Source organism: Thiovibrio sp. Mzg5, from assembly GCF_055379285.1.
In genome coordinates this window covers 2,291,254-2,315,835 of sequence record NZ_AP022872.1, presented here as the reverse complement: position 1 = coordinate 2,315,835, position 24,582 = coordinate 2,291,254, and the positions used below count along the sequence as shown (strand labels likewise).

General features: G+C 59.2%; 24 protein-coding genes. 13 read left to right on the top strand and 11 right to left on the bottom strand.

The genetic code is table 11. From position 1 onward, the window contains the following. Positions 1-18 precede the first annotated feature (18 nt). The 10 genes from ACZ46D_RS10670 to ACZ46D_RS10625 all read left to right on the top strand — a co-directional run bounded on the left by ACZ46D_RS10670 (position 19) and on the right by ACZ46D_RS10625 (position 8,804). Entirely contained in the window at positions 19-627 is a 609-nt protein-coding gene (locus ACZ46D_RS10670; protein WP_464927419.1) for a 5-formyltetrahydrofolate cyclo-ligase, read from the top strand. Continuing rightward, positions 603-1,649: a histone deacetylase family protein gene (locus ACZ46D_RS10665; RefSeq protein ID WP_464927418.1), complete on the top strand. Its 1,047-nt coding sequence runs from the start codon at positions 603-605 to the stop codon at positions 1,647-1,649. The genes ACZ46D_RS10670 and ACZ46D_RS10665 overlap by 25 nt, the downstream gene beginning before the upstream one ends. A 90-nt stretch (positions 1,650-1,739) precedes the next feature. Next, positions 1,740-2,798, top strand: a complete 1,059-nt coding sequence (locus ACZ46D_RS10660; RefSeq protein WP_464927417.1) for an HD domain-containing phosphohydrolase — start codon at positions 1,740-1,742, stop codon at positions 2,796-2,798. A 66-nt stretch (positions 2,799-2,864) separates the two neighbouring features. After that, positions 2,865-3,149, top strand: coding sequence for an Asp-tRNA(Asn)/Glu-tRNA(Gln) amidotransferase subunit GatC (gene gatC, locus ACZ46D_RS10655; protein WP_464927416.1), 285 nt, complete (start codon positions 2,865-2,867; stop codon positions 3,147-3,149). A 132-nt stretch (positions 3,150-3,281) separates the two neighbouring features. Next, the gene (gatA, locus tag ACZ46D_RS10650; RefSeq protein ID WP_464927415.1) at positions 3,282-4,739 is read left to right on the top strand and encodes an Asp-tRNA(Asn)/Glu-tRNA(Gln) amidotransferase subunit GatA; all 1,458 of its coding nucleotides are present in this window, start codon (positions 3,282-3,284) and stop codon (positions 4,737-4,739) included. Positions 4,740-4,857: 118 nt separating this feature from the next. Beyond that, positions 4,858-5,964 carry a histidinol-phosphate transaminase gene (hisC, locus tag ACZ46D_RS10645; protein WP_464927414.1) on the top strand — a complete coding sequence of 369 codons (1,107 nt, stop codon included), beginning with the start codon at positions 4,858-4,860 and terminating at the stop codon, positions 5,962-5,964. Beyond that, on the top strand, positions 5,954-6,637 hold the full coding sequence (gene cmk / locus ACZ46D_RS10640) for a (d)CMP kinase (protein ID WP_464927413.1): 684 nt from the start codon (positions 5,954-5,956) through the stop codon (positions 6,635-6,637). The genes hisC and cmk overlap by 11 nt, the downstream gene beginning before the upstream one ends. A gap of 9 nt (positions 6,638-6,646) precedes the next feature. Beyond that, the gene (locus tag ACZ46D_RS10635) at positions 6,647-6,994 is read left to right on the top strand and encodes a PilZ domain-containing protein (RefSeq protein ID WP_464927412.1); all 348 of its coding nucleotides are present in this window, start codon (positions 6,647-6,649) and stop codon (positions 6,992-6,994) included. Between the two features lie 14 nt (positions 6,995-7,008). Beyond that, complete coding sequence (yedF, locus tag ACZ46D_RS10630; RefSeq protein ID WP_464927411.1) at positions 7,009-7,620, top strand: sulfurtransferase-like selenium metabolism protein YedF; 612 nt, start codon at positions 7,009-7,011, stop codon at positions 7,618-7,620. Between the two features lie 26 nt (positions 7,621-7,646). Then, a complete protein-coding gene (locus ACZ46D_RS10625) occupies positions 7,647-8,804 on the top strand; it encodes an aminotransferase class V-fold PLP-dependent enzyme (RefSeq protein ID WP_464927410.1) in 1,158 nt (385 codons plus the stop codon). Between the two features lie 91 nt (positions 8,805-8,895). Here the strand turns inward: ACZ46D_RS10625 and ACZ46D_RS10620 are convergent, their stop codons facing one another. Beyond that, positions 8,896-10,068 carry a hypothetical protein gene (locus ACZ46D_RS10620; RefSeq protein ID WP_464927409.1) on the bottom strand — a complete coding sequence of 391 codons (1,173 nt, stop codon included), beginning with the start codon at positions 10,066-10,068 and terminating at the stop codon, positions 8,896-8,898. Positions 10,069-10,098: 30 nt separating this feature from the next. After that, positions 10,099-11,262 (bottom strand): hypothetical protein, encoded by a 1,164-nt coding sequence (locus ACZ46D_RS10615; protein ID WP_464927408.1) that lies wholly within the window; start codon positions 11,260-11,262, stop codon positions 10,099-10,101. 249 nt (positions 11,263-11,511) lie between these two features. Here ACZ46D_RS10615 and ACZ46D_RS10610 point away from each other — a divergent pair, with 249 nt between their 5' ends. Both ACZ46D_RS10610 and ACZ46D_RS10605 read left to right on the top strand, forming a co-directional pair. Then, entirely contained in the window at positions 11,512-11,925 is a 414-nt protein-coding gene (locus tag ACZ46D_RS10610; protein ID WP_464927407.1) for a rhodanese-like domain-containing protein, read from the top strand. Positions 11,926-12,048: 123 nt separating this feature from the next. Next, positions 12,049-13,851, top strand: coding sequence for a methyl-accepting chemotaxis protein (locus tag ACZ46D_RS10605; RefSeq protein WP_464927406.1), 1,803 nt, complete (start codon positions 12,049-12,051; stop codon positions 13,849-13,851). A 51-nt stretch (positions 13,852-13,902) separates the two neighbouring features. Here ACZ46D_RS10605 and glgP read toward each other — a convergent pair whose 3' ends face one another. The 7 genes from glgP to ACZ46D_RS10570 all read right to left on the bottom strand — a co-directional run bounded on the left by glgP (position 13,903) and on the right by ACZ46D_RS10570 (position 21,046). Then, positions 13,903-16,431 (bottom strand): alpha-glucan family phosphorylase, encoded by a 2,529-nt coding sequence (glgP, locus tag ACZ46D_RS10600; RefSeq protein ID WP_464927405.1) that lies wholly within the window; start codon positions 16,429-16,431, stop codon positions 13,903-13,905. Between the two features lie 36 nt (positions 16,432-16,467). Then, a complete protein-coding gene (locus tag ACZ46D_RS10595; RefSeq protein ID WP_464927404.1) occupies positions 16,468-16,968 on the bottom strand; it encodes a universal stress protein in 501 nt (166 codons plus the stop codon). Positions 16,969-16,992: 24 nt separating this feature from the next. After that, positions 16,993-17,274: an SHOCT domain-containing protein gene (locus ACZ46D_RS10590; RefSeq protein WP_464927403.1), complete on the bottom strand. Its 282-nt coding sequence runs from the start codon at positions 17,272-17,274 to the stop codon at positions 16,993-16,995. A gap of 36 nt (positions 17,275-17,310) precedes the next feature. After that, positions 17,311-17,532 (bottom strand): DUF3185 domain-containing protein, encoded by a 222-nt coding sequence (locus tag ACZ46D_RS10585; protein WP_464927402.1) that lies wholly within the window; start codon positions 17,530-17,532, stop codon positions 17,311-17,313. 208 nt (positions 17,533-17,740) lie between these two features. After that, complete coding sequence (locus ACZ46D_RS10580) at positions 17,741-18,052, bottom strand: BON domain-containing protein (protein WP_464927401.1); 312 nt, start codon at positions 18,050-18,052, stop codon at positions 17,741-17,743. Between the two features lie 408 nt (positions 18,053-18,460). Beyond that, on the bottom strand, positions 18,461-19,933 hold the full coding sequence (gene ilvC / locus ACZ46D_RS10575; protein ID WP_464927400.1) for a ketol-acid reductoisomerase: 1,473 nt from the start codon (positions 19,931-19,933) through the stop codon (positions 18,461-18,463). A 129-nt stretch (positions 19,934-20,062) separates the two neighbouring features. Further along, positions 20,063-21,046 (bottom strand): IS110 family RNA-guided transposase, encoded by a 984-nt coding sequence (locus ACZ46D_RS10570; protein ID WP_464926747.1) that lies wholly within the window; start codon positions 21,044-21,046, stop codon positions 20,063-20,065. A gap of 321 nt (positions 21,047-21,367) precedes the next feature. Here ACZ46D_RS10570 and ilvY point away from each other — a divergent pair, with 321 nt between their 5' ends. Beyond that, positions 21,368-22,243: an HTH-type transcriptional activator IlvY gene (ilvY, locus tag ACZ46D_RS10565; RefSeq protein ID WP_464927399.1), complete on the top strand. Its 876-nt coding sequence runs from the start codon at positions 21,368-21,370 to the stop codon at positions 22,241-22,243. Between the two features lie 383 nt (positions 22,244-22,626). Here the strand turns inward: ilvY and ACZ46D_RS10560 are convergent, their stop codons facing one another. Together ACZ46D_RS10560 and ACZ46D_RS10555 are read right to left on the bottom strand one after the other, a co-directional pair. Further along, positions 22,627-22,974, bottom strand: a complete 348-nt coding sequence (locus ACZ46D_RS10560) for a BON domain-containing protein (protein ID WP_464927398.1) — start codon at positions 22,972-22,974, stop codon at positions 22,627-22,629. A 286-nt stretch (positions 22,975-23,260) separates the two neighbouring features. After that, a complete protein-coding gene (locus ACZ46D_RS10555) occupies positions 23,261-24,499 on the bottom strand; it encodes an MFS transporter (protein ID WP_464927397.1) in 1,239 nt (412 codons plus the stop codon). Positions 24,500-24,582: the final 83 nt, after the last annotated feature.

Sequence of the window (24,582 nt, the reverse complement as noted above, 5' to 3'; positions counted from 1 at the left end):
TTGAAACAAGGAGGAGCAATGGCGAAAGAGCGAACCACCCTGCGCGCAGAGATTCTGGCTGCCCGCGATACCCTGTCTGTGGAAGAGCGGCAGCGAAAAAGTCGGGCTATTATTGAACACCTCCTGGCCCTGCCGGAGTTTTGTACCGCCCGCAGCGTCTTTGCCTATGTCAGCTTCCGCAGCGAGGTGGAGACCCTGGACCTCATCGCGCATTGCCTAAAAAAGGGGATGACCGTGAGCGTGCCCCTGACCCTGACCAAGGAACAGCGGCTGCTCCCCTATGCCATCACCGATTTAAACCGGGATCTTGCTCCGGGTTATTGCGGTATCCGCGAACCGTTGCAAACCCTGCCCCTGGTGGACCCTGGCACCATCGAGGTAGTGGTGGCGCCGGGCAGTGTCTTTGACGTTCACGGCGGGCGGCTGGGATACGGGGGCGGCTATTATGACCGGTTTTTACAGCTTGCGGCGCCGCAGGCCCTGCGGATCGGCCTGGCCTTTGATCTCCAGGTTATTGCGGCCGTGCCCCTGGAAAGTCACGATCAGCAGCTCGATTATCTCATCACCGAAACCCGGATCATCAAAGTTGGGAGAACAACGGTATGCGCCGAAAAACAGCGGTCCTAAAAGACCCGCTCTTTCTGGAACACGACCCGGGCTACGACCATGTGGAAAGCCCGGAGCGCCTTGGCGCCATTTACCAGGCCCTTGCCCGGCCGGAGGAAGCCGAGGCCTTTTTCTCTCCCGAATGCGAGCCGGCCGCTTACGGTGATCTGGCCGCAAACCACACCCCCGAGTACATCGAACGGGTGGCCGAGACGGCGGGCAAGCAGTTCGATGTGCTTGACCCGGACACCCACACCTCGCCCCGCTCCTACGAGGCGGCGGTCCTCGCGGCCGGTGCGGTGATCACCGGCCTCAAGCTGGTGGCTGCGGGTCAGGCCGAGAATGCCGCGGCCCTGGTTCGTCCGCCCGGACACCATGCCGAGGCGGATCGTGCCAGAGGCTTCTGTCTGTTCAACAATATCGCCATCGGTGCCCGTTATGGCCTGCAACATCTCGGCATGGAGCGGATTTTCATCCTCGACTGGGATCTGCACCACGGCAACGGCACCCAAAACGCTTTTTACGACACCGACCAGGTGCTCTACTGCTCCACCCACCAGTCTCCACTGTATCCGGGGACCGGTGCCCTCCGGGAAACCGGGACGGGCAAGGGCGAGGGCTACACCCTCAACGTGCCGCTGCCAGGCGGCCAGGGCGACCAGGACTTTGCCCGGATCATGGACGAGTTCGTTGCCCCGGTGGCTCGCCAGTACAGGCCGGACTGCATCATGGTCTCTGCCGGCTACGACACTCATGTCTCCGACCCCCTTGGCGCCATGGCCGTAACCACCGTTGGTTTTGCCTACATGAGCAGGGTTATGGTCGATCTGGCGGCGGAGCTGTGCGAGGGACGGCTGGTGCTGGCGCTGGAAGGAGGCTACAATCTGCAAGCCCTTGCGGAGGGGGTGCTGGCCAGCCTCCATGAAATGACCGGGGAGGGAGGATTGTCGCCCGCCGCGGTCACGGCCCTGGTCCAGGCAAAAAGGCCCTTGCCCGCACTGGATGCGGCCCTGGCCGTGGCAAAAAAATACTGGACTTTTTAACGGAAACTCTGTGTTATAAAAAAAGTGGTTGCGGCCTTTGTGGGGCCATGATCGTACGCCCTTCCCTTAATTTCTGGTTACGGACTCACCATGGCACAGGCAAAGATTCTTATCGCTGACGACGACACCCTGGTTCGGGAAGCCGTCTACAAAATCCTCACCATGTTCGGCCACTCGGTCGTGCCCTGCGCCAGCGGCGAAGAGGCCCTGGCCGCTCTGAACGGGGATTTCGACCTCGTCATCCTCGACATCAACATGCCCGGCCTGGACGGTTTTGAAACCCTCAAACTCATCAACGACCGCAATTACGGGATTCCGGTGATCTTCCTCACCGGCGCGGGCTCCATGGAATATGCGGTCAAGGCCATCAACCTGGGGGCCTACGACTTCATCCCCAAGCCCATCGAAGATCTGGACATCTTCAACATCAAGGTCAAACGGGCCATTGAAAAACGGATGTACGTCGTTCAGGAGAAGGCCTACAAGGAAAATCTTGAAACTGAGGTGCGCAACAAAACCCGCGAACTGGCGGAAAAAAATCGGTTGCTGGAAGAATACAACGAGAACCTGGAAGTCTCCACCCTGAACACCATGCTCACCCTGCAAACCGCCCTGGAAGAAAAGGACATGTACACCGCCGGCCACACCACCCGGGTCACTCTGCACGCCATGAGCATCGGCCAGGCCCTGCGCCTGGGCCAGGAAGAGATGACCGTGCTGGAAAGGGCCTGCAAGGTGCACGACATCGGCAAGCTGGTGGTGGATGTCAGCTATATCCGAAAACCAGGGCCGCTCTCCGACGAGGAATGGCTCCTGATGAAAAAACATCCGGAGATCGGGGCCAACATCATCACGCCCCTGGCCTTCATGCAGCAGGAAATCTTCATCGTCCGCCACCACCACGAGCGTATGGACGGCAAGGGCTATCCCGACGGCCTGGGGGGCAATGACCTGAACCTGTTGACCAAGATCATTACCGTGGCGGACAGCTATGACGCCATGACCTCCAAGCGCAGCTACAAACAGAACCTGGACCTCAAGGCTGCCATTACCGAGCTGAACCGTTGCGCTGCGAGCCAGTTTGACCCCGAGGTGGTGCGCGTCTTTGTCGAGGTTCTCGAAAACCAGGCGAAAATGGCCGCAAACTAACCCCCGGTGCTTTTACGAGACCATCAGGGATTGACTTGCCCGGCTGAATGCGTTACAAAACAAGGCATGAAAATCACCCCGGAAGAAGTACGATATGTAGCCAAACTAGCGAGGCTTTCGCTGTCGGAAGCAGAGGTGGCAGAAACCACCCGTCAGCTGGATGGCATCCTGAGCTATGTTGAAAAACTGGGCGAGCTGGACACCACCGGCGTGCAACCCACCACCCATGCCCTGGCCATCCGCAATGCCTTCCGCGAAGACGAGACCCGAGAATCCCTGCCCCAGCAGGAGGCGCTGGCCAACGGCCCGTTGCAGAACGGCGAGGCTTTCGTGGTGCCCAGGGTTATTTAGCTGAGGAACTGTACGAAATAATCATTGTTGTCTGTCTGCCCGTTACGGACCTCCTTTCCGAGGTCCGTTTTTATTCGCCCTCTCCGCGTCGACGGCAGACATCCTGAAAAATCAGCAGCGGTACGGGACATTATGGAACTCCACGCCTTAACCATTCATGCCTTGCAGGATCTCCTTGCCAAGGGGGAAATCTCCTCTCTGGAGCTGACCCGGTCACTGCTCGACCGGATCGACGCTGTGGAGCCCAAGGTCAACGCCTATATCACTCTGGACCGTAACGGCGCTCTGGCTCAGGCAGAGGCGGCGGATGCTCAACGCCAAAGGGGCGAGGGCGGCAGTCTCTGCGGCATCCCGCTCTCCATCAAGGATGTCCTCTGCACCAAGGGGTTGCGCACCACCGCCGGTTCCAAGATTCTCGAACCCTTCATCCCGCCCTACGACGCCACGGTGGTGGAAAGGCTGCGGGGTGAGGGCGCGGTCATCCTCGGCAAGGTGAGTATGGACGAGTTCGCCATGGGCTCGGCCAACGAAAACTGCGCTTACGGGGTGCCGAAAAATCCCTGGAACCTCGCCCATGTCTGCGGCGGCTCCAGCGGCGGCTCGGCAGCCTCGGTGGCGGCGGACGAATGCATCGCCGCCCTGGGCTCGGACACCGGCGGCTCCATCCGCCAGCCCGCCTCCCACTGCGGGATCGTCGGGATCAAACCCACCTATGGGCGGGTCTCCCGCTTCGGCCTGCTGGCCTACGCCTCGTCCCTGGATCAGGTCGGGCCGCTCACCAAGGATGTGCGCGACGCCGCCATCATGCTGGGGGCCATCAGCGGCCATGACCCGCGGGATTCCACCTCGGTCAACCAGCCGGTGCCGGATTACACCGCAGCCCTTGTCCCCGATTGTAAAGGCCTCACCATCGGCATCCCCAAGGAATACTTTGGCGCCGGGCTTGATCCGGAGGTGGAACAGGCAGTGCGCAAGGGGATCTCCCTGCTCACCGAGGCCGGGGCCAAAATCGTGGAGATCTCGCTGCCCCACACCGAGTACGGGGTGGCAGCCTACTACATCATCGCCCCGGCCGAGGCCAGCTCCAATCTGGCCCGCTACGACGGGGTCAGGTACGGCTTCCGCGACCACGACCAGCACGAGCTGCTGGAGATGTACCGCCACAGCCGCTCCCAGGGTTTCGGCGAGGAGGTGAAACGGCGGATCATCATCGGCACCTACGCCCTTTCCTCCGGCTACTACGACGCCTATTACAAGAAGGCCTCCCAGGTCCGCACCCTGATCGTCGAGGATTACGCCAAGGCCTTTGCCCAGTGCGACCTGTTGGTCTCCCCGGTCACCCCAGCCCCGGCCTGGAAAATCGGGGCAAAGATCGACGACCCGCTGAGCGTCTATCTCTCCGATATCCTTACCATTTGCACAAACCTGGCCGGCTTGCCCGGCATGTCGGTGCCCTGCGGGATAAGCAGCAGCGGATTGCCCATCGGCCTCCAGCTCCAGGCTAGCCATTTTGCCGAAGAGAAAATCTTCCGGGCCGCCTATGCCCTGGAACAACGGCTCGATCTGGCAGGGACCAAGCCGAAATTATAGAAGGAATTTGCCACGAACCCCACGAAAGAACACGAAAAGAAGGCGTAACTGTTCAGTTTAAAAAATTTCGTGTTTTTTGTGGATTTCGTGGCCCCATCCCTTGTAAGGATTGAAACCCATGAAACTCCCTGTGCGCGACAACATCGCCAGCCTGATCCCCTATCCGCCGGGCAAGCCGCTCGAAGAACTTGAGCGCGAGTACGGCATCACCGGCTCCATCAAGCTGGCCTCCAACGAAAATGCCCTGGGCCCCTCCCCAAAGGCCGTGGCCGCCGTGAGCGACAGCCTGAAAAACCTGCACCGCTATCCGGACGGCAGTTGCTATTACCTGGCCCAGGCGCTGGCCGAGAAGATCGGCGTTGCCGCAAACCAACTGGTCTTTGGCAACGGTTCCAACGAGGTCATCCAGTTGCTCATCGCCGCCTTTCTCGCTCCAGGAGAAGAGGTGATCACCAGCCAGCCCACCTTTCTCGTCTACCAGAAGGCAGTCCAAGCCCAGGGCGGCGTCAACCGGGTGGTGCCGCTGGTGAACATGCAGCACGATCTGGACGGCATCATCCGGCAGATCAGCGCGAAAACCCGATTGATCTTTCTCGACAACCCCAACAACCCCTGCGGCACGGTGTTCAGCAACGAGGCTTTCAGCCGTTTTCTCGACAAGGTGCCGGATGGGGTGATCGTCGCTCTCGACGAAGCCTATGTGGATTTTGTCGAACCGTCCCTGCGCCTCGATGCCCGGGATTATCTCAAGCACCGGGTGCCGGTGGTGGCCCTGCGCACCTTTTCCAAGGCTTACGGACTGGCGGGCTTACGGGTGGGCTACGGCCTGATGCATGCCGACATCGCCGATTATCTGCACCGCGTCCGACAGCCCTTCAACGTCAATCTGCCTGCCCAGGCAGGGGCCCTGGCCGCCCTGGGTGATGATGAGCATTACGAAAAGACCATCGCCTTTACCAGGGAGGGCATCGCCTGGTTGAGCAGCGAGGTGGAGAAACTCGGCTGCCGTCCCTTTCCCAGCCAGACCAACTTTTTTCTCATCGACGTCAAATGCGACGGCAAAAAGCTCTACGATGCCCTGCTCCACCAGGGGGTCATCGTCCGGCCCATGAACGCCTACGGCTATCCCACCTACATCCGCATCACCGTGGGGCTGCCCGCGGAAAACCAGCGCTTCGTCAAGGCGCTGACCTCAGCGCTCGCGGAGATGGACCGTGCTTGTTGACCCCAAGGCCATTATCACCATCGACGGCCCCTCGGGCGCGGGCAAAAGCACGATCAGCCGGGGCTTGGCCGCCAAGCTCCACTTTACCTATCTGGACACCGGGGCCATGTACCGGGCCGTGGGGCTTGCCCTGGAAAGGCAGGGCGTTGATCTGGCCGACACGGACTCGCTTAAAAAATGTCTGGCTACCATCGAGCTGACTCTCACCCCAAACGGCGATGACGATGTGCGGGTGCTGCTCAATGGTGAGGACGTTTCCCAGGCCATCCGCACCCCGGAGATGGGGTTGGTCGCCTCGCGGGTTTCCGCCAACCCGCTGGTGCGGGAAAAGCTCACCGGTCTGCAACGGCAACTGGGGGAAAAAGGCGGCATTGTCGCCGAGGGCCGCGATATGGGCACCGTTGTTTTCCCGCAGGCCCCCTGCAAATTTTTCCTCAACGCCTCGGCCGAGGAGCGGGCCCGCCGCCGCCAGAAGCAGATGGCGGGAAAGGGGCAGAGTGTGGACTATCAGGAAATTCTGGACCAGATCAACAAACGGGACTATGATGACTCCAGGCGTCAGCTTGCCCCGCTCAAGCCAGCCGCTGATGCCATTATTGTCGATTCCTCCAGCATGGGCCCTGAAGCGGTCATTGATTGCATGCTGGCCAGCATTGCCAAATCAGCCCGTTAGGAGGACAAGATGGCGGATGAAACCCGGTCCCTGAAGCGCAGACACCTTGTGTACTACCTTGAAGTCTACGATGATGACGCCAACGAACTTCTGGGGCACCTCGTCGATCTGACCACCAGCGGCCTCAAGCTGGTGAGTAAGAAGCGGATTCCCACCCACCGGACCTATCACCTGCGGATGATGCTGCCTGAGGGGTATTTTTCGCAAAAAGATCTCTATTTCGAGGCGCAGAGCATGTGGAGTTCCAACGATATCAACCCTGATTTTTATGACACGGGGTTTTCCGCGCCAAAACTGGAACCAGCCGCCCAGAACATCATCCACGATTTGGTAAACCAGATAAGCTTTAACGACTGAGCAGGGGCAGGATAATGAATACCGTGCTCGACTGCCGTGGCCTGGCCTGCCCGCAACCCGTGCTCAGGGCCAAGGAGTTGCTCGACTCCCTTGGGCAAGGTGCTGTGGAGGTGTTGGTTGACAACGAGGCCGCCCAGAGCAACCTGGAGCGTTTCGGCAAAAGCCAGGGTTGCGCCGTGGAAATCCGAGCCTCCGGAGACACCCGCCACATCACGATCAGCAAGGGTCCGCATGGGGATGGAGCCAAGGCTGTGGCCCCGGAGGATTATCGCTGCGAGCTCCCGGGTACCGGCCTGGTTTGCGTCATCCCCGCCGACACCATGGGGAGGGGCAACGATGCGCTGGGCGGGGTGCTCATGCGGGCCTATGTCAAGACCCTCAAGAGCCTCAGCCCCCTGCCCGCCAAGATCTTCTTTTACAATACCGGGGTGAAAATCACCGCCACCGAGTCCGACCTCATCGCCCCGCTGCAGGAGCTGGCCGCCCAGGGGGTGGAAATATACTCCTGCGGCACCTGCCTTGATTTTCTGAACCTCAAGGACACCCTGCTGGTGGGCCAGGTCACCAACATGTTCGAGATCATGGACGCCATGGCCCAGGCCACCAAGGTGGTCAGCCCTTACTGAAGGCACCCCTGCCTCCCCCCCCAATTATGCCCGACTCATCTTCCCCCATCTATTTTGACAACGCCGCCACCTCCTTTCCCAAGCCTCCGGAGGTGGGGGAGGCCATGCACCGGCTGATCCGGGAGATCTCCTTAAGCCCCGGGCGCTCGGCGCACCGCTTTTCCCTGGCCGCCAGCCGGGTGATCTTTGAGGCCCGCGAGCGGATCGCCGATTTTTTCGGCTGCCCGGACTCCAGCCGGGTGGTGTTCACCAGCAATGTCACCGAGGCGCTCAACGTGGGCATCTTCGGGCTGCTGGCGCCCGGCGACCAGGTACTGACCACGGGCATGGAACACAACTCGGTGATGCGCCCCCTGCGCCATCTGGAAAAAACCCGGGGGATCGTCCTGACGATTCTGCCCACCGACCCCAGCGGCGGTATCGACCCGGACGATATCCCCAGGCACCTGAACAACAAGACCCGGCTGATCATCATCAACCATGTCTCCAATGTGACCGGAGCGGTGGCCGATCTTGCCGCCATCGGAGCCCGCAAGGGCGGGGCGCTGCTGATGGTGGACGCGGCCCAATCCGCCGGGGTTTTCCCCCTGGAGATGGAACCCTTTGGCATCGATTTTCTTGCCTTCACCGGCCACAAGGGGCTGTTGGGCCCCACCGGCACCGGCGGCTTTCTGCTCCGCCAAGGGCTCATGCTCCCACCGCTCAAGATGGGCGGCACGGGCAGCAATTCGGAACTCGAGGAGCAGCCGCAGCTGATGCCGGACTGTTATGAATCGGGAACGCCCAATACCCTCGGTATCGGCGGTCTGGCCGCCGGGGTGGAATTTATCCAAAAAACAGGGCGGGAAACGATTCGGCTCCACGAAGCACACCTCACCCGGCTGCTGCTGGAGGGGTTGAGCCAGCTTCAGGGGGTCACCGTGCACGGACCAACGGCTGGCGCGGCCAGAGGCTCGGCGGTTTCCCTGACCATGGCTGGCCGAAGCGTGGCCGATCTCGCCTTTTTGCTTGACCGCCATTACGGGATCATGGCCAGGGCAGGGCTCCACTGCTCGCCTGCGGCCCACCGCAGCATCTCCACCTTTCCCCAGGGCACCTTGCGCCTTTCTCCCGGCTTTTTCAACACCGAGGCCGAGGTTCAAGCCGTTCTCGTCGCGTTGGACCGAATCAGCAGCGAATCATAACCCTTCCCAGCTCTCTGCCAAAAAAAACGGGCGGCCGATCATGTGCTGATCAGCCGCCCGGCGCAATGCCTCGATGTCACACCCTTGAAGGTTACAGTTTTCTCGCCACAATAATGGCAATCGCCAGCTTTTGGGCCGCCAGGATAGAAGCCTGGGTGGTGGCCACATTGACGCTCTGGAGCTGCTGGGTGGCCAGAATCTGATCCGCGGTCATGCCGATATTGTCCGCCATGGCCAGGGTGAGATCCCCCATTTCCAGAATCCGGTTGGCCATGAGGCCGATGTCCGCCGACAGTTGCAGCATGCTTTTGAGCGAGGCGGAGAGCGTGGTGCTGGAGGTCATGGCGTCCAAGCTGTCGATGGCAAGCACATACCCGTCCATGGCCATGGCCAGGGAGGTGAGCATGGTGGACAGGTTGCCCAGGTTGAGCAGGGGCGTGGTGTTGAGATAGGTGGTGCTGGTGGTGGAATTTTGGACCATGGTGGCCTGGGCCGCTTTTACCTTGTCGAGAAAGGCATGGACATCGGTGGCCACCGCGCTGAGTTGGGTCTTCATGGTCCAGGGGCTCAAGACCACCGCCGCCATCCGTGCCGCCAGCAGCTGGCCATCCAACACCAGCTGCTCAAGGGTGAGGTTGTAGGTGTCGGTCTCCACCACGGAAACGAGGGTCAGGATATTGGTCTGGGTCTGGAGCATGCTCTGCTGGGTAACCAGGATATTCTGATTCTGGATCTGCTGGGTCAGGATGATACGGTCGGCCATGAGGCCGATATTGTCCGACATGACCAGAATCTTGTCCGCCATCTCCCCGATGCGGTCGGCCATGGCCCCGATATCATCGGAGAGCTGGAGCATGGCCACAATCCCGTCCTTCAGGGTAAAGGCCTGGCTGGTCTGGGACAAAGCGGCCAGGTCAACGGACAAGCGCAGGCTTTCATTGGCCAGGCTCGTATTCACAACGGAAAGCGTTTCCAGCGCGGCCAGGGTTCCTTCGTCTATCTGCAGCGGCGCGGCCAGATTGGCGTTCACCTGGCTGATGTTGTTCACCAAAGCATGGGCCGCCTGATCGGCCTGGACCAAAGGCCCGCAGACCGAGTTCGGTGCAAGGCTGATCGCCTTGAGCTGCGTATCAAGCCCCTGGGCCTGGACCACCAGACTCTGCAGATCCTCTGCCAGGGCCGCCCGGGCCGTGCTCGGCTGCAACCCAACACCGGCCAAGAGAAAAAGGGCGGCCAACAAGCCGTTTCGTATAGATGCACTCATGATCTTTCTCCCACGCAAAGCCGCCAGCAATTACTGGCCGAGATAATTTTTGATAACGGTAAGGGTGACATTCTGGGCGATGGTCACCGAGTTCTGGGTCAGTTCAATATTGGCCTGCTGCAGGTTCTGGGTCGCGACGATCCGGTCCCCCATAAGCCCGATATTATCCGCCATGACGATGATCTTGTCGGCCATCTCCATGATCCGGCCGGACATCTCGCCGATGTCCGCGGTCAGCCGCAGCATGCTGGCCGTGGCATCCGAGAGAACCGGGGTCTGGGTGAGCGGGGCCAGCTGGTTGATGGTGTTGGCGTAGGTTTCCAGGGAAAAGGCCAGCGCCGTCTGCACACTGGAGAGGTCGCCCAGCAGGGTGAGGGTGTCGCCGTTGATATAGTGGCTTGCCGACTGGCTGTTCTGGCTCATCCAGGTATAGAGGGTCACCGTGCTGTTCAGCAGCAGGGAGGTCTGGGCCTCCAGGGCACTCAACTGCAGGGCCATGGTCTGGCTGGTGAGCGTTGTCCCGCCCATCGTTCCGACCAGGGCATTGGCCTCATTTGCCACCAGCCCCAGGCTGAGGTTATAAGTAATGGTGGACAAGCTGTCGCTCATGGCGACCATGTTCTGCTGGGTGGTGAGAATGGAGGCCTGGGTCAGGGCCACATTGGCGTTCTGCAGCTGCTGGGTAAGCAGGATCCGGTCCGCCATGGTACCGATGTTGTCGGCCATGACCAGAATCCGGTCCGCCATCTCCAGAATGCGGTTGGCCATGATACCGATGTCGTCGGCAAGGCGGAGCATACCGCTCAAAGCGGCGCGGTACTCGAAAAGATCGGCCAAGGCCTCAATATTGCGTAGCTCCAGGGAGAGCCGCACGGAATCGGTAGCCATCCCCTTGGCAAGCCCGGAAAGCGTATCCAGTGCGGTGAGATCGGCGGCGGTGAGGGTCACGGGAACAGCCAGCTGCCCGTAAACCGCCTGGATGCTTGCCAGATAACTCTCCAGGGAGGTGTTGAAAGCGCCCAGCTGGGTGCAGGTGCTTCCCTGGGCAACGCTGATCGCCGTCAGGTTGGTACGCAGGGTGGTTCCCTGGGCAACCAGAGTCTGCAGGTCCGTGCTGAGACTGGCCTGGGCCGGCAAGGCCGAAAAAATGAGGATGAGGGCAAGCGCCACGCCTGCAAAGGATTTAGGCAGCATCTCTGTTCTCCAAAACCAAATGATGTGTTAGAATATAACTATATTGTTAATTACTTAATTAACACAGGCGCTCTTCTCCCGTCAACCCAAAATTTTTATCACCTTCGCAAACGATTTCGGAGCGGGGCTCGGGGGAATGCGGGGGATTGCACTGCGTGTCGATGCTTGCAAAGAAGGCAGCCAATGGGTAGATTGCCTGGGGTTAACCCCTTGACTGGGAAGGACTACAACACAAAACAGAGGAAGGTAATGAAACGATATCTCCATATGTTGGCGGCGGTGATGCTCTTGCTTATGGCCATCGCCTGCGGCGATAAAAACACGCCGGGTTCCGGCCAGGCCCCGATCTTCCGCTCCCTTTCCCCGCAGGAGGCCAAATCCCTCATCGAAACCCGCAAGGATCTGGTGCTGGTGGATGTCCGCTCGCCCGAAGAACTGTACGAGGGGTCCATTGCCAACTCACAACTCATTCCCTTCGGTGAGCTCGCCCAGGGCAGGATGACCCTGCCCACCGGCAAGCCCCTCTTGCTGATCTGCGCCGTGGGCGGGCGCAGCTATGCGGTGGGGCAGTATTTCTCCGGCAAGGGCTACGGGGAGATCTACAACCTGGCTGGCGGCATCAGCGCCTGGAAAGCAGCCGGGTTGCCCCTGCAACCGCGATAATGGGCTTGTAATCCCAGGCAAGAACGTCTAGCCTTGACTTAAGTCAGTTCTGTTGTTTCGCAGACATGCTACTGTGATCGGATTGAGGGGAAACGCACACCAGGCCAGGAGGATTCCACGCCCATGAATTTCGTCAAACACCTCACCATCAAAAGCATGTTGCGGCTGCTTGTCTGTCTGCCGGTGTTGTTCCTGATCGCCATTCTCCTCACCAACAGCACGGAACGCTACACAACCCTGCGCCAAGCCGCTTCCCTCAAGGAACTTGCCGCCATCGCCGGACTGAGCACGGAGATTGCCCACGAGGCCCAGAAGGAACGGGGGATGACCGCCGGTTTTCTTGGCAGCAAGGGACAAAAATTCGCTGATCGGCTCCCAAGCCAGCGCGGGGAAACCGACAAACGGATCGCCGCGCTCAAGGATTTTCTCGCCCATTCCAAGGCGGACAAGGGTGACCCGACCCTGAGCGAAAAATTGCAGGGCGCGCTGGCCGGGATCGACAAAATCACCGCGATCCGCCAGCAGGCCGATGCCCAGTCCATCGCCGGACCGGAGGCCATCGGTTTTTACACCGGGGTAATCCATGAATTCCTGACCACCATCCCCATGATCGCCCGGACCAGCCCGGACCAGAAGATCATGAAAGCGCTCACTGGTTACTACAATTTTGTCGAGGCCAAGGAGCGGATGGGCATCGAACGGGCGGTGCTGAGCAACACCTTTGCCAACGACAGCTTCGCCCCTGGGATGTACCGGAAATGCGTGGAAATTCTCTCGGCACAGAAGGTTTTTCTCGATAATTTCCAGGCCTTTGCCGAGGGTCCGGCCAAGGATTTTTACAAAGAGAAGATGAACGCCCCCGCGGTCGGCGAGGTTGCCGCCATGGAAACCGCCGCCCTTGACAAACATCTGGAGGGCGGCTTCGGCATCCAACCGGAGCGCTGGTTTGACACCATCACCCAGAAAATCGAGCTGATGAAAGAGGTGGAAACCCGGTTGGCCACGGACCTCGTTGCCATGGCGGACAGCCGGATGCAGGCGGACAGGTCATCGCTGCTCATCACCGCGACCATCGCCCTGATCGTCATTGCCTTGAGCATCCTGATGGCGGCTTATCTTTCTTCCCTCATCGTGGGTTCGCTGGAGCAAATCAGCGATGAGCTGACCAACGGCGCGGCGGAGGTGAACGCCGCTGCTGGCCAGGTTGCTTCGGTGAGCCAGTCCCTGGCCGACGGGGCGGGGAATCAGGCCGCCGCCATTGAGGAAACCTCGGCCTCCTTGGAAGAAATTGCCGCAGTTACCAAGCAGAATGCCGACAACGTTGGCCAGGCCAACACCCTTGCGGGCGAGGCCCGGAAGACCATCAACACCGCCAATGAATCCATGGGGATGCTGATTCAGTCCATGGGCGAGATTGCCAAGGCCAGCGAAGAAACCTCCAAGATCGTCAAAACCATTGACGAGATCGCCTTCCAGACCAACCTGCTGGCCCTGAATGCGGCGGTGGAAGCGGCCAGGGCCGGGGAAGCAGGCGCAGGCTTTGCCGTGGTGGCCGACGAGGTGCGCAATCTGGCCATGCGGGCCTCGGACGCAGCCAAAAACACGGCGGGGCTGATCGAGGGCACGGTGAGCAAGGTCCAGGCAGGGTCCAAGCTGGTGGCGACCACCAACCAATCTTTCCGGGAAGCGGCCGAGAGCACCGCCAAGATTGCCATGCTCATGGCCGAGATCTCCAACGCCTCCCAGGAACAGGCCACGGGGGTGGGGCAGATCAATCTAGCGGTTACCGAGCTGGACACGGTGACCCAGCAGAACGCCGCCACGGCCGAGGAAACGGCCAGCGCCTCGGAAGAGCTGAACGCGCAGGCGGAACAGATGGAGGAAACGGTGCGAACCCTGACCGCCCTGGTGCGGGGCACCGACTGATTCGGCCCGGGCTGTATTTGGAGGGGCGGCCTCTTCTTCCTTGCCCACGGCTCACTCGCGCCAGAGAATAAAATTGGCCTCCAGCGGCACCAAGGCCTCCGCATGCTGGGGAATCACCCGCGGGGTATAGTCCCTTGCCGGCCGCCTCGAGGAGACCGTGGCATAATACGCATAGCCTGCGCTTGGCCCGGTGAGCATCTCTCCGCGTTCCATGGCTATGCGGACGGAATTTGTCTTCTGCCCCAGCGTCTCGGCGTATAATTCAACGCGGACCGCTGCCGGCTCCAGTTGGCCCAGGTACACTTCCACCCGAAACAGGTTTTCAACCGAAGATTCCTGCACCGTGACCTGCCCAAAACACACCTGATGCCAATGACGGGTGAGCGAGATGCGCCATTTTTCCATGGCAACCGCAAGGCTCGCCTTGCCTGCTATGCGTTGGTGGTATGCTTTGGCGGCGGGCAGGTAGTAATCCTCGGTATACTCCCGCGCCATCCGGTTCCCGGAGAACCTGGGCGTCAACCGCGCCATGCTCTGCCGCATCCTGGCCACCCAGGCCGTGGGTATTCCCCGCGCATCACGGGTGTAAAAGGCCGGCGCCACTTCCTGCTCCAGAAGCCGATACAGTTCCTCGGCCTCCGCCGCATCCCAGGCGGGGTCATGATCATGCTCCTGCCCGTCGCCAAGGGACCAACCCACGCCCGGCTCATAGGCCTCGGCCCACCAGCCGTCCAGTTCGGACAGGTTGAGGCCGCCGTTGACCAGCACCTTCATGCCGCTGGTGCCGCATGCTTCCCAAGGGCGAAGCGGGGTGTTCAACCAGAGGTCCACCCCCTGAACCAGTTCGGCGGCGAGCCCCATGTCGTAGTCTTCCAGGAACACCCCGTGTCCACGCACCTTTGGTTGACGCAAATAATCACTCCATTGCCGCACCAGCCGCCGTCCTTCCTCGTCCTGGGGATGGGCCTTGCCGGCGATAATAAGCTGCACGGGGTGCTGGGCATTGGTAAGCAGGCGGGTCAGACGGTCGGGATCGGCAAGGAGCAGGGTGGGCCGCTTATAACTGGCAAAGCGGCGCGCGAGGCCGATGGTCAGGGCCTTCGGATCAAGCACCTGGAGACACTGCCCCAACCCTTCTTTGGTAACGCCGCAGGCGGCCTGCTGGCGGGCCAGGCGTTGCCGCACCGCGGTAATAAGAGGCTGCCGGGCCTGGTTCCGCATGAGCCACAGTTTTTCATCGTCCACCTTTCCCCAGGACTGTTCGATGGTTTCCAGGGTACTCAGCCAGCGACCCTTGCCGCAATGTTCGGTCCACAGCGCATCGGCCGCAGCCGAATCCCACGATGGCACATGCACGCCATTGGTGACATGGCTGATGGGGATTTCCTCCTGCGGCCAACGGGGAAACAGGGGGCTGAAAATATGCCGACTGACCTCACCGTGCAAGCGGCTGACTCCATTCGCCTTGCCGCACCCGCGCAGGGCGAGATACGCCATGTTAAAGGAGTCGCCGTCATCGTCGTCGTCAGCGCAGCAACCCAAGCCAAGCAAGACCTCCATGGAGATGCCGAGACCCTCGGCATAATCGGAGAAATACTGGGTCATGAGCTCCCGTGGAAAACGATCGAAACCTGCGGCAACTGGGGTGTGGGTGGTAAAGACATTGCCGGCCCTGGTGGCGTGCAGCGAGATGGGGAAGGAGAGGCCGTTGTGTTCCATGAAGCGGCGGGCGCGCTCCAGCACGACGAAGGCGGCATGCCCTTCGTTAAGATGACACACCGGTGGCGAGAGGTTCAGCGCTTCCAGCAGACGCCAGCCGCCGATGCCCAGCACGATCTCCTGTCGCAGTCGCATTTCGGTGCCCCCGCCGTAAAGTTCCCCCGTGATGCCTCGGTCGCCCGGAGCATTCAGGAGATCGTTACTGTCCAGCAGATACAAGGGGACTCGCCCAACCTGCGCCTGCCAGCCGCGCAATTGCAGGGTGCGGCCCGGCAGTTCCACGCTGACGCGCAGCCATTCCCCGTCGGAGCCCTGTAACGGCAACACGGGTAACATGGTGGGATTGTTGTACGGGAAAAAAGCCAGTTGGTCGCCATTGGTGTCCAGCGCCTGGCGAAAATAACCCTGCTGATAGAGCAAACCGACACCGACCAGTGGGATACCCAGGTCGCTGGCGGTTTTCAGGAAATCGCCGGCCAGCACCCCCAGACCACCCGAATAAATGGGCAGGGCGTCACTCAAGCCGAATTCCATACTGAAGTAGGCCACGGTTTTCAAACCGGCCTCACCATGCCTCTCGTCAAACCAGGACGTTCGGCTCAGATAGGACTTGCGATAGGTGAGCTGGCGCTGCAACTCCTTCACAAAAGACGCATCTCCAGCCAGGGCCTCCAGGCGCTTTCTGGAAATACTTTCCAGTATCAGCCAGGGATCACCCGTGGTTTGCCAGAGTTCCGGATCGGTTTGACGCCAAAGGAGATCGGCGCTATGGTTCCAGTTCCAGCGCATGTCAAGCGCCAGGTCCGTTAGCCCCTTAAGCGCCGGGGGCAGGGAGCGGGGCAGATATCGATCAGGGTTCATGTCCGACTCCCATGGTCAATTCAGATCCTGAAACAATCAGGCAACCACTTCCTCGTCCTCTTCCCCGGTATCTTCATTCTCCACCATCGCCCCGGGTTCTTTTTTCACCAGCATGATCGAACAGGGCATCTTTCTGACCAATTCATCATTGCTGCGATTGAAAAAAAGATCTTCCAAGTGGCCCTCTTCATGGGCAAGCATAAGCAGAAGGTCGATTTTTTCTTCCCCAATGGTTTTCAAAATTGCCTCGGTGGGCTCTCCTTCCCGGATCAGCTCCTTTATGGACATGCCTTTTGCCTTTTCGGAGTCGACAAGCTCGGACAGCTTCCGTCTGGCATCGAGAAGAATCTGTCCATACTCTTTTTCAAGCGACAGGGTCCCCATGCTCCAGCCTCTGAGACCGAAGGGGTTGTAAATGCAATGAATCACATAGAGTTGTGCGTCATATTTCCGGGCCAGTGAAACGCCGTATTGAATGGCTTTTCTGGAGGACTGGATCATTCTGCTCACAACAAGAATCCGTTTAAATTCCTTCATGATGCCCACCTTCCCCTGAAAGGATTATGATTCCAAATCCTTTCGCATCCGATCAAATTCGTCCTTGCTGACTTCGCCCTGGGCATAACGCTTTTTCAAAATATCGAGCGGTGTCTCCCGGTGGCCGGAAAATTCCGTCCTTTTACTCCTCCCGAGCCAACGAAAAAGCATAACAACGCAGGCAATAACCAGCGCCCAGAACACCAGCATCATGGCCATCCCGCCAATTCCCATGCCCGGTCCCCATCCCTGCCAGCAGCCGTTTCCCCACATCATTGTTCCTCCTCTGTCAAAACAAGACGGCATGACACCCTCCGCGTTATTGGCACGTTCTGCCGTTGATCAGTCGTTTCTTTTTCCCATGACCAGCAAGACGATGCCGCCCACCAGTGCAACAGCTCCCACGATCGGCGGCAACGGCAGGGTTTTCGTCTTTTCCGCCGTCATCTGGATAGGGCCGAGATCGACGATCTTCTCTCTTGTCGTGTAGGTGATGCCTTGATAAGCAAAGGCCACGATGCCTATGGCGATGAGAATAATAGCTATCAGTGTGGATGTTTTCATATCGTTCCTTTCGGTTATCAACCTGTTGCACAAATACCCTTTCCCGCGGCTACCCGCGACGCCGCCCTTCGCTGGAAACGGTTTCTGGCGGCCATTAGAGGCCGGGGGGCATCGCCTTATCATCGGTGCCGTCTCATTTGCTCCCCGGCGCAAATGCCCATGGAGCAAATGAGACTTGGCGGTGAGCCGGTCGATTGAGCGCCGCCCCTTACTTAACGCGCATGGAGTTCGTGACCGATTTCACCCCTTTAACGCTGCGGGTAATTTGGACCGCCTTGTTGATGTCGGCCTGAGAACTGACAAAGCCGCTCAATTGAACCACGCCCTTGAAGGTTTCGACGTTGATCTCGCTCGACTTCAGCGAAGGCTCATGGAGAATTTCCGCCTTTACCTTGGTGGTGATAACAGAGTCATCAATATACTCTCCGGTTCCCTCTTGCTTTGAAGTCGAGGCGCAGCCCAGAAAAGAAACCAGCAGAATGACGAGAAAAAAGCTCCCAAACAGATTGATCAGTTTCATGATGATTCTCCTTGTGGGTGATTTTTTCAGGTTTTGCTTCCCTCCGACGCATGGACCCCTACTTTTTTCTCTCTCGTCGAGGGGGTAGCAGGGGGATTCCCCAAATGCAGGACAGTTTGGCGGCAAAAACAAGATGAAATTTTTCTTGGTTTCCTGCCGACCGGAAAGATGCCTTCCGGCTCCGTCTGTCCATGCTCAGCCGATTCATACCCGTTTCCACATTGTCTTGTCCTCCTTTATGGGTTAGGCGGCTTCGCGAGCAGCCGCTCCAAATGATATAATATTGTATCATGGGGTCCGTAAATGAGGTCAAGGCAATTTTGGCTGGCTGAAAAAGTCCACACCCAGCCAAAAAAAAGGGGAACCCCTGCGGGTTCCCCTTTGCTGCGGCATACTTTTGCTTCGGGATTAGAGAATGGGTTTCATGGCCCCCATGTAGGAGCGCAGCTCCGCGCCGATCTCCTCGACCCCGGTGTAGCGGATCGCCTCGTTGATCTGGACCAACTCCATGTTGCTCACCCCGCTGTCCTTGACGCTCAGCCCCTTGCCGATCACGTCGGTGTCGATCTGCTTCATGAACCCGGCCAGCATCGGCACGGCGGCGTGGGCAAAGAGGTAGCAGCCGTACTCGGCGGTGTCGGAGATGACCACGTTCATCTCGTAAAGCTTCTTGCGGGCGATGGTGTTGGCGATGAGCGGCACCTCGTGCAGCGACTCGTAATAGGCGGATTCTTCTTTGATCCCGGCGGAAACCATGGTGTCGAAGGCCAGTTCGACCCCGGCCTTGACCATGGCCACCATGAGGATGCCGTTGTCGAAATACTCCTGCTCCGTGATCTTCTTCTTGGTGGAGGTGGATTTTTCGAAGGCGGTTTTGCCGGTGGCTGCCCGCCATTTGAGGAGGTTTTTGTCGTTGTTGGCCCAGTCCTCCATCATGGTCTTGGAGAAATGGCCGCTCATGATGTCGTCCATGTGCTTGGCAAAGAGCGGGGCCAGGATGTCCTTGAGGTCCTCGGCAAGATAGAAGGCCTTGATCTTGGCCGGATTGGAGAGGCGATCCATCATGTTGGTGATGCCGCCGTGCTTCAAGGCCTCGGTGATGGTCTCCCAGCCGTACTGGACAAGCTTGGAGGCGTAGCCGCTCTCAATACCCTTTTCGATCATCTTGTCGTAGCAGAGTAAGGAGCCTGCCTGGAGCATGCCGCAGAGGATGGTCTGCTCGCCCATCAGGTCGGACTTCACCTCGGCGACAAAGGAGGATTCCAGTACCCCGGCCCGGTCGCCGCCGGTGCCGCAGGCATAGGCCTTGGCCAGCTCCCAGCCCTTGCCCTGGGGGTCGTTGGCGCGGTGTACCGCAATCAGGGTGGGCACGCCGAAGCCGCGCTTGTACTCCTCCCGCACCTCGGTGCCGGGGGATTTGGGGGCAACCATGATAACCGTAAGATCCTTGCGGATCTGCATCCCCTCTTCCACGATGTTGAAGCCGTGGGAGTAAGAGAGCGTCGCCCCTTTTTTCATCAGCGGCATGATGGCGGAGACCACCTTGGTGTGTTGCTTGTCCGGAGTGAGGTTGATGACCAGGTCTGCCTTGGGGATCAGCTTCTCAGGGGTGCCCACGGTGAAGCCGTTTTCCGAGGCGTTCTTAAAGGACTGGCGCTTGGTCTTGATCGCTTCTTCGCGCAGGGCGTAGGAAACATCGAGGCCGCTGTCGCGGAGGTTGAGGCCCTGGTGCAACCCCTGGGCGCCGCAACCGACGATGACGATCTTCTTGCCCTTGAGTGCCTCCACCCCGTTGAACTCGGAAGAATCCATGAAGCGGCACTGGCCAAGCTCATCAAGCTGCAAACGCAGCGGCAGGCTGTTGAAGTAGTTCTGTCCCATTGTGTTCTCCTTATCGTATTGGAAATGAGGCTCTTGCAAAAAGCGTTATTATGCTTCGACAGGCTCAGCATGAACGGAAGAAACTAAATGATTTCAAGATGACTACCGTTCGCCCTGAGATTCTATGGTTTACGTCAAGCATTTTGTAAGCCGTTCTGGGTTAAATGTCGAGCGGTAGTGATGAATAGACCAGGCGGCTCGGGCGATTTTCCGGGCGATGATCACCAACGTTGCGGTCGTACTCCAGCCTTTGCTGCGATAATGCTCATAAATAGGTTTCCAGACTTTGGTTTTGACGGCGGACATCGCGGCATTAAACAGCAGACGGCGTAATTCGCCGGGGCCGCGTTTGGACAAGCGTCTACGGCCAGCCTTGTGACCGGAGTCATTTGCTCTGGGGTCGAAACCGGTGAATGCGACGAACGCATCCGCATTGCGGAAAGGAACTCGTTCCAACGTATTGGTTAAGGCCATGCCCACCAGGGGGCCAACCCCCACAATGGTTTGCAACCGCTGTTGCGTTTCCTTGTGTTGCGGAGAACGGGCAGCAATCGTTGCCATGGCGACATCGATTTTGGCAATCAAAGCGTCGAGCTTGCACAAGACCGCCTTGAGCTCAGGGGCAAACCCGCCCAGGTTGGCCATCGTCAGCTTGAGCGTGCTCTTGATGCGGACGATCTTGGCCCGCCGCCGGATCAGATGGTCCAGCTTGCGCTGGTTGGCCGTGGGGGACGTGTAGGGACGCAGGCGAGTATGCTCTTGCGCGATGAGACGAGCGATTAGTTCGGCATCGACACGGTCGGTTTTGGCGCGGTTGCCCATGGCCTTGGCGTAGTGCCGGGTCTCCATTGGGTTAAGCAGAAATACGGTATAGCCTTGCCTATGCGCCAGATCAGCCAGCAACTCGTGATATCCGCCTGTAGACTCCAGGCCGATACGGCTGCCTGCGGGCAGGGATTTCAGCCAAGCCAGCAAAACTTCATGCTGATTGACAACACTGTGGACAGGAAAGCTTTGCGCAGCACAAGCAACGACAACGGCGTCTTTGGCAACATCCACCCCTACGTTTAGAAAGGTTTGCATGATGGTAGCCTCCAGAAGTAAAGTAATCATGCTGGGGTGGCACACACCGACGTTAGCTTGCGTTCAAATCGGCGGTCAATGCACATGCCGCTAGATTCTTCATCGACGTTTGGGGTGTGGTGGGAGATTTCTCAGTAAGTCTGTCCGCAGCGCGGCAGATGCCAGTCGAAGTCCCTCCACCCCGGCTCTTCTTCTTAGAGCTTCTCAGAAATGAGCTGTAAAAACCATACAAGCCTGTCGAAGGGTGTTTTTCTTTCATACTATCGGCCATCATAGCCCCATTTTCTGTTGCGTCAAGTGACTTGTTCGCGATATTGTATTGCGGAAATTGCAACAATTGGAGATATGGACATGGACATGGAAGAACTCAAGCTCTTTCGCCACCTGGCCGAGTCGCTGCACTTCGGTAGAACCAGCCGCGCCTGCCATGTGACGCCCTCGGCGCTGACCCGCACCATCCAGCGCATCGAGGCGGAGGTGGGGGAGCTCCTCTTTGACCGGGACAACCGCTCGGTGCGCTTGACCCGGGCCGGCGAGGGTCTGAAGCAGTACGCCGAGGAGACCATCGACCGCTGGCAGGAGCTGAAAAACAGCCTGGCCGACGATGCGGCCCTGCACGGCGACATCTCCCTCTACTGCTCGGTCACTGCGGCCTACGGCATCCTGCCCGCCATCCTCGGCCGATTCCGCAAGGCCTGTCCCGAGGTGCAGATCAAACTTCAGACCGGGGATGCGGCCCAGGGGTTGACCCGGTTGCGCAACGGCGAGGTGGAGGTGATCATCGACGCCTTGCCGGATAAACAGGCAAAGGGCCTGGAGTTCATGCCGCTCACCGAAACGCCGCTGGTCTTCATCGCGCCGCTGGCCTTTCCCGAAATCGTGATCCACGACGGCCCGGAGATCGACTGGCGCAAAACCCCGATTATCGTAGCCGAGCAGGGCTTAAGCCGGGAGCGGCTCGACCGCTGGTTTGCCGCGAAAAAGATTCTGCCCAACATCTACGCCCAGGTGGCGGGCAACGAGGCGATCATCGCCATGGTCAGCCTGGGTTGCGGGGTCGGGGTGGTGCCCCTCCTGGTCTTGGAAAAAAGCCCGCTCCAGGAGCAGATCACGGTGCTCGATGTCTTCCCTCAGTTGGCCCCGTTTTCCCTGGGGGTCTGCACCGTGAAGAAGAACCTGCGCAATCCGAAGATCCAGGCCTTTTGGGAGATCGCCACCCCGCAGTGAAGATTATCCCCTGCATCGAAAAAAACTGCGCCTGAAAGCGTGAACCCCGGCACTTTTCAAGCATTGACAATCTGTGAGGCCTCTGGGGTGTTTTTGGGGGAGGCTCATCCAGATTATGGGTGAGGATCAACAGCGCGGAAACACGAACCTTGAACAGGGAGAATAACGGGGGAAAAGAATCTGCGGGGTCAACACGGAGAGTATGCAAGGCAGCGGCGGGGCGGAAATCTACGTCTTTTTCACCGAGTTATCCTAACGGGAAACAGCGCCTGGCCCAGTTGCTTCCCGGAGCAAACCTCCGGGAAGCGCAACAGGACTTGTCGCAAAACAGCGTTGCTTCACGACCTACTTCACCTGCCTGTTATTTTTGCTCGCGGCCGCACTTAGCAGCCCTCAACAGCCTTTTTCTTCTTCGTCTGCTGCTTAACCTGCATGGCATTCTTGACCGAGGTCACACCCTTGACGGTGCGTGCAACTGCGACCGCTTTGTTGATGTCCGCCTGGGAATTGACGAAGCCGCTCAACTGAACCACGCCCTTGAACGTTTCGACATTGATCTCGCTTGATTTCAGCGAAGCGTCGTTGAAAATTTCCGCCTTTACCTTGGCGGTAATGACGGAGTCATCAATATATTCTCCGGTTCCCTCTTTCGTTGCCGTCGAGGCACAACCCAGAAAAGAACCCAGCAGAACAACGAGAAAAAAGCTGGAGAACAGTTTGGACAGTTTCATAAGAGCTCCTTTTGAATGTGAAGGTTTTTTGATTATGAATCTTCTTCCCAACCCCCTGCTGAATGCCCCTCCCTTTGGATGAAGTTTTTTGATTGTTCCACGCCAAATGATAGAAAAATTATAGCACAGGTCCCGGAAATGAGGTCAAGGCATTCTTGGTGGGCTGAAAAAGGCGGCGACCCGCGAAAACAGGAAGAGGGAGCCCGGTCTGCACCCCAGCGCGGAAAGAAGCCAAGCACTGTGGCTTCGCCTATCCCCGCATCCAGTAAGCATCAAAGAGAGCGGTTTACTCGGCCGATTGCCTCCGCCGCCGGGATTCCGTTTCCAGTTGCGGCAGGAAGATGGCGAGCAGGCCGATGGCGGGCAGAAACGAACAGAGGTGGTACACATAGGCCAGGCTGGTTATGTCGGCAAGATGGCCGAGCACCGCGGCGCCGATCCCGCCCATGCCGAAGGCAAAACCAAAGGACATCCCGGCCACCGTGCCGACCCTGGCCGGGAGGAGTTCCTGGGCATAGACCACAATGGCCGGGAAAGCCGAGGCAAGAATCACCCCGATGGGCACGCTGAGCACCCCGGTCCAGAACAGATTGGCATAGGGCAGGGCCAGGGTAAAGGGAAGCACCCCCAGGATCGAACCCCAGATCACCACCTTGCGGCCAAAACGGTCCCCAATCGGCCCACCGGCAACGGTGCCGACGGCCACCGCGCCGAAGAAGACAAAGAGATGCAGCTGCGCGCTCCGCACCGGGAGCTGAAACTTATCTATCAGGTAGAAGATATAGTAGCTGGACATGCTGGCCAGGTAGAAAAACTTTGAGAACATCAAGGCCAGCAGCACCGCCAGGGTCAGCGCCACCTTGCCGCTGGGCAGCGTCTGGACCACAGTTGCGCTTGCCCGTGCTTGCAGCCGCATCAGCCCGTGTGCCTTGTACCAGTGGCCAACCTTGATCAGCAGATACATGCCCAGCAGGGCTGCGAGGGAAAACCAGGCAAGGCTGGTTTGGCCATGGCGCAAGACGATGAGCGCGGCAAGCAGCGGGCCAATGGCCGAGCCGGCATTGCCCCCCACCTGAAACAACGACTGCGCCAAGCCATGCCGCCCCCCCGAAGCCATCCGCGCCACCCGGGACGATTCCGGATGGAACACCGACGAGCCGGTCCCCACCAGGGCCGCTGCCAGCAACAGCACCGGATAGCTGCCCGCCTGGGAAAAGAGCACCAGCCCCGAGAGGGTAAGGCCCATGCCCATGGCCAGGGAATAGGGCCGCGGATTCCGGTCGATATAAAAACCGACCACGGGCTGGAGGACCGAGGCCGTGCCCTGGAAGGTGAGGGTTATCATGCCGATCTGGGCAAAGCTCAAGCCGTAATTGCTCTGGAGCAGCGGATAGATCGCGGACAACAGGGTCTGCATCATGTCATTGAGCAGATGACAGAGGCTGATCATAATCAGGATGGTAAAGGCTGTTTTTTCCGCGGGTGTTGGCGCGCTTACAGGGGTCACATTCACTTGGCTTTCCATTTATTGCGGCTAGGTGCCGGAAAATTCCGGAGAGAGCGGAGAGGGTAAACCACCAGCTTCTTTTCTTCTCTCACCCCGGGACC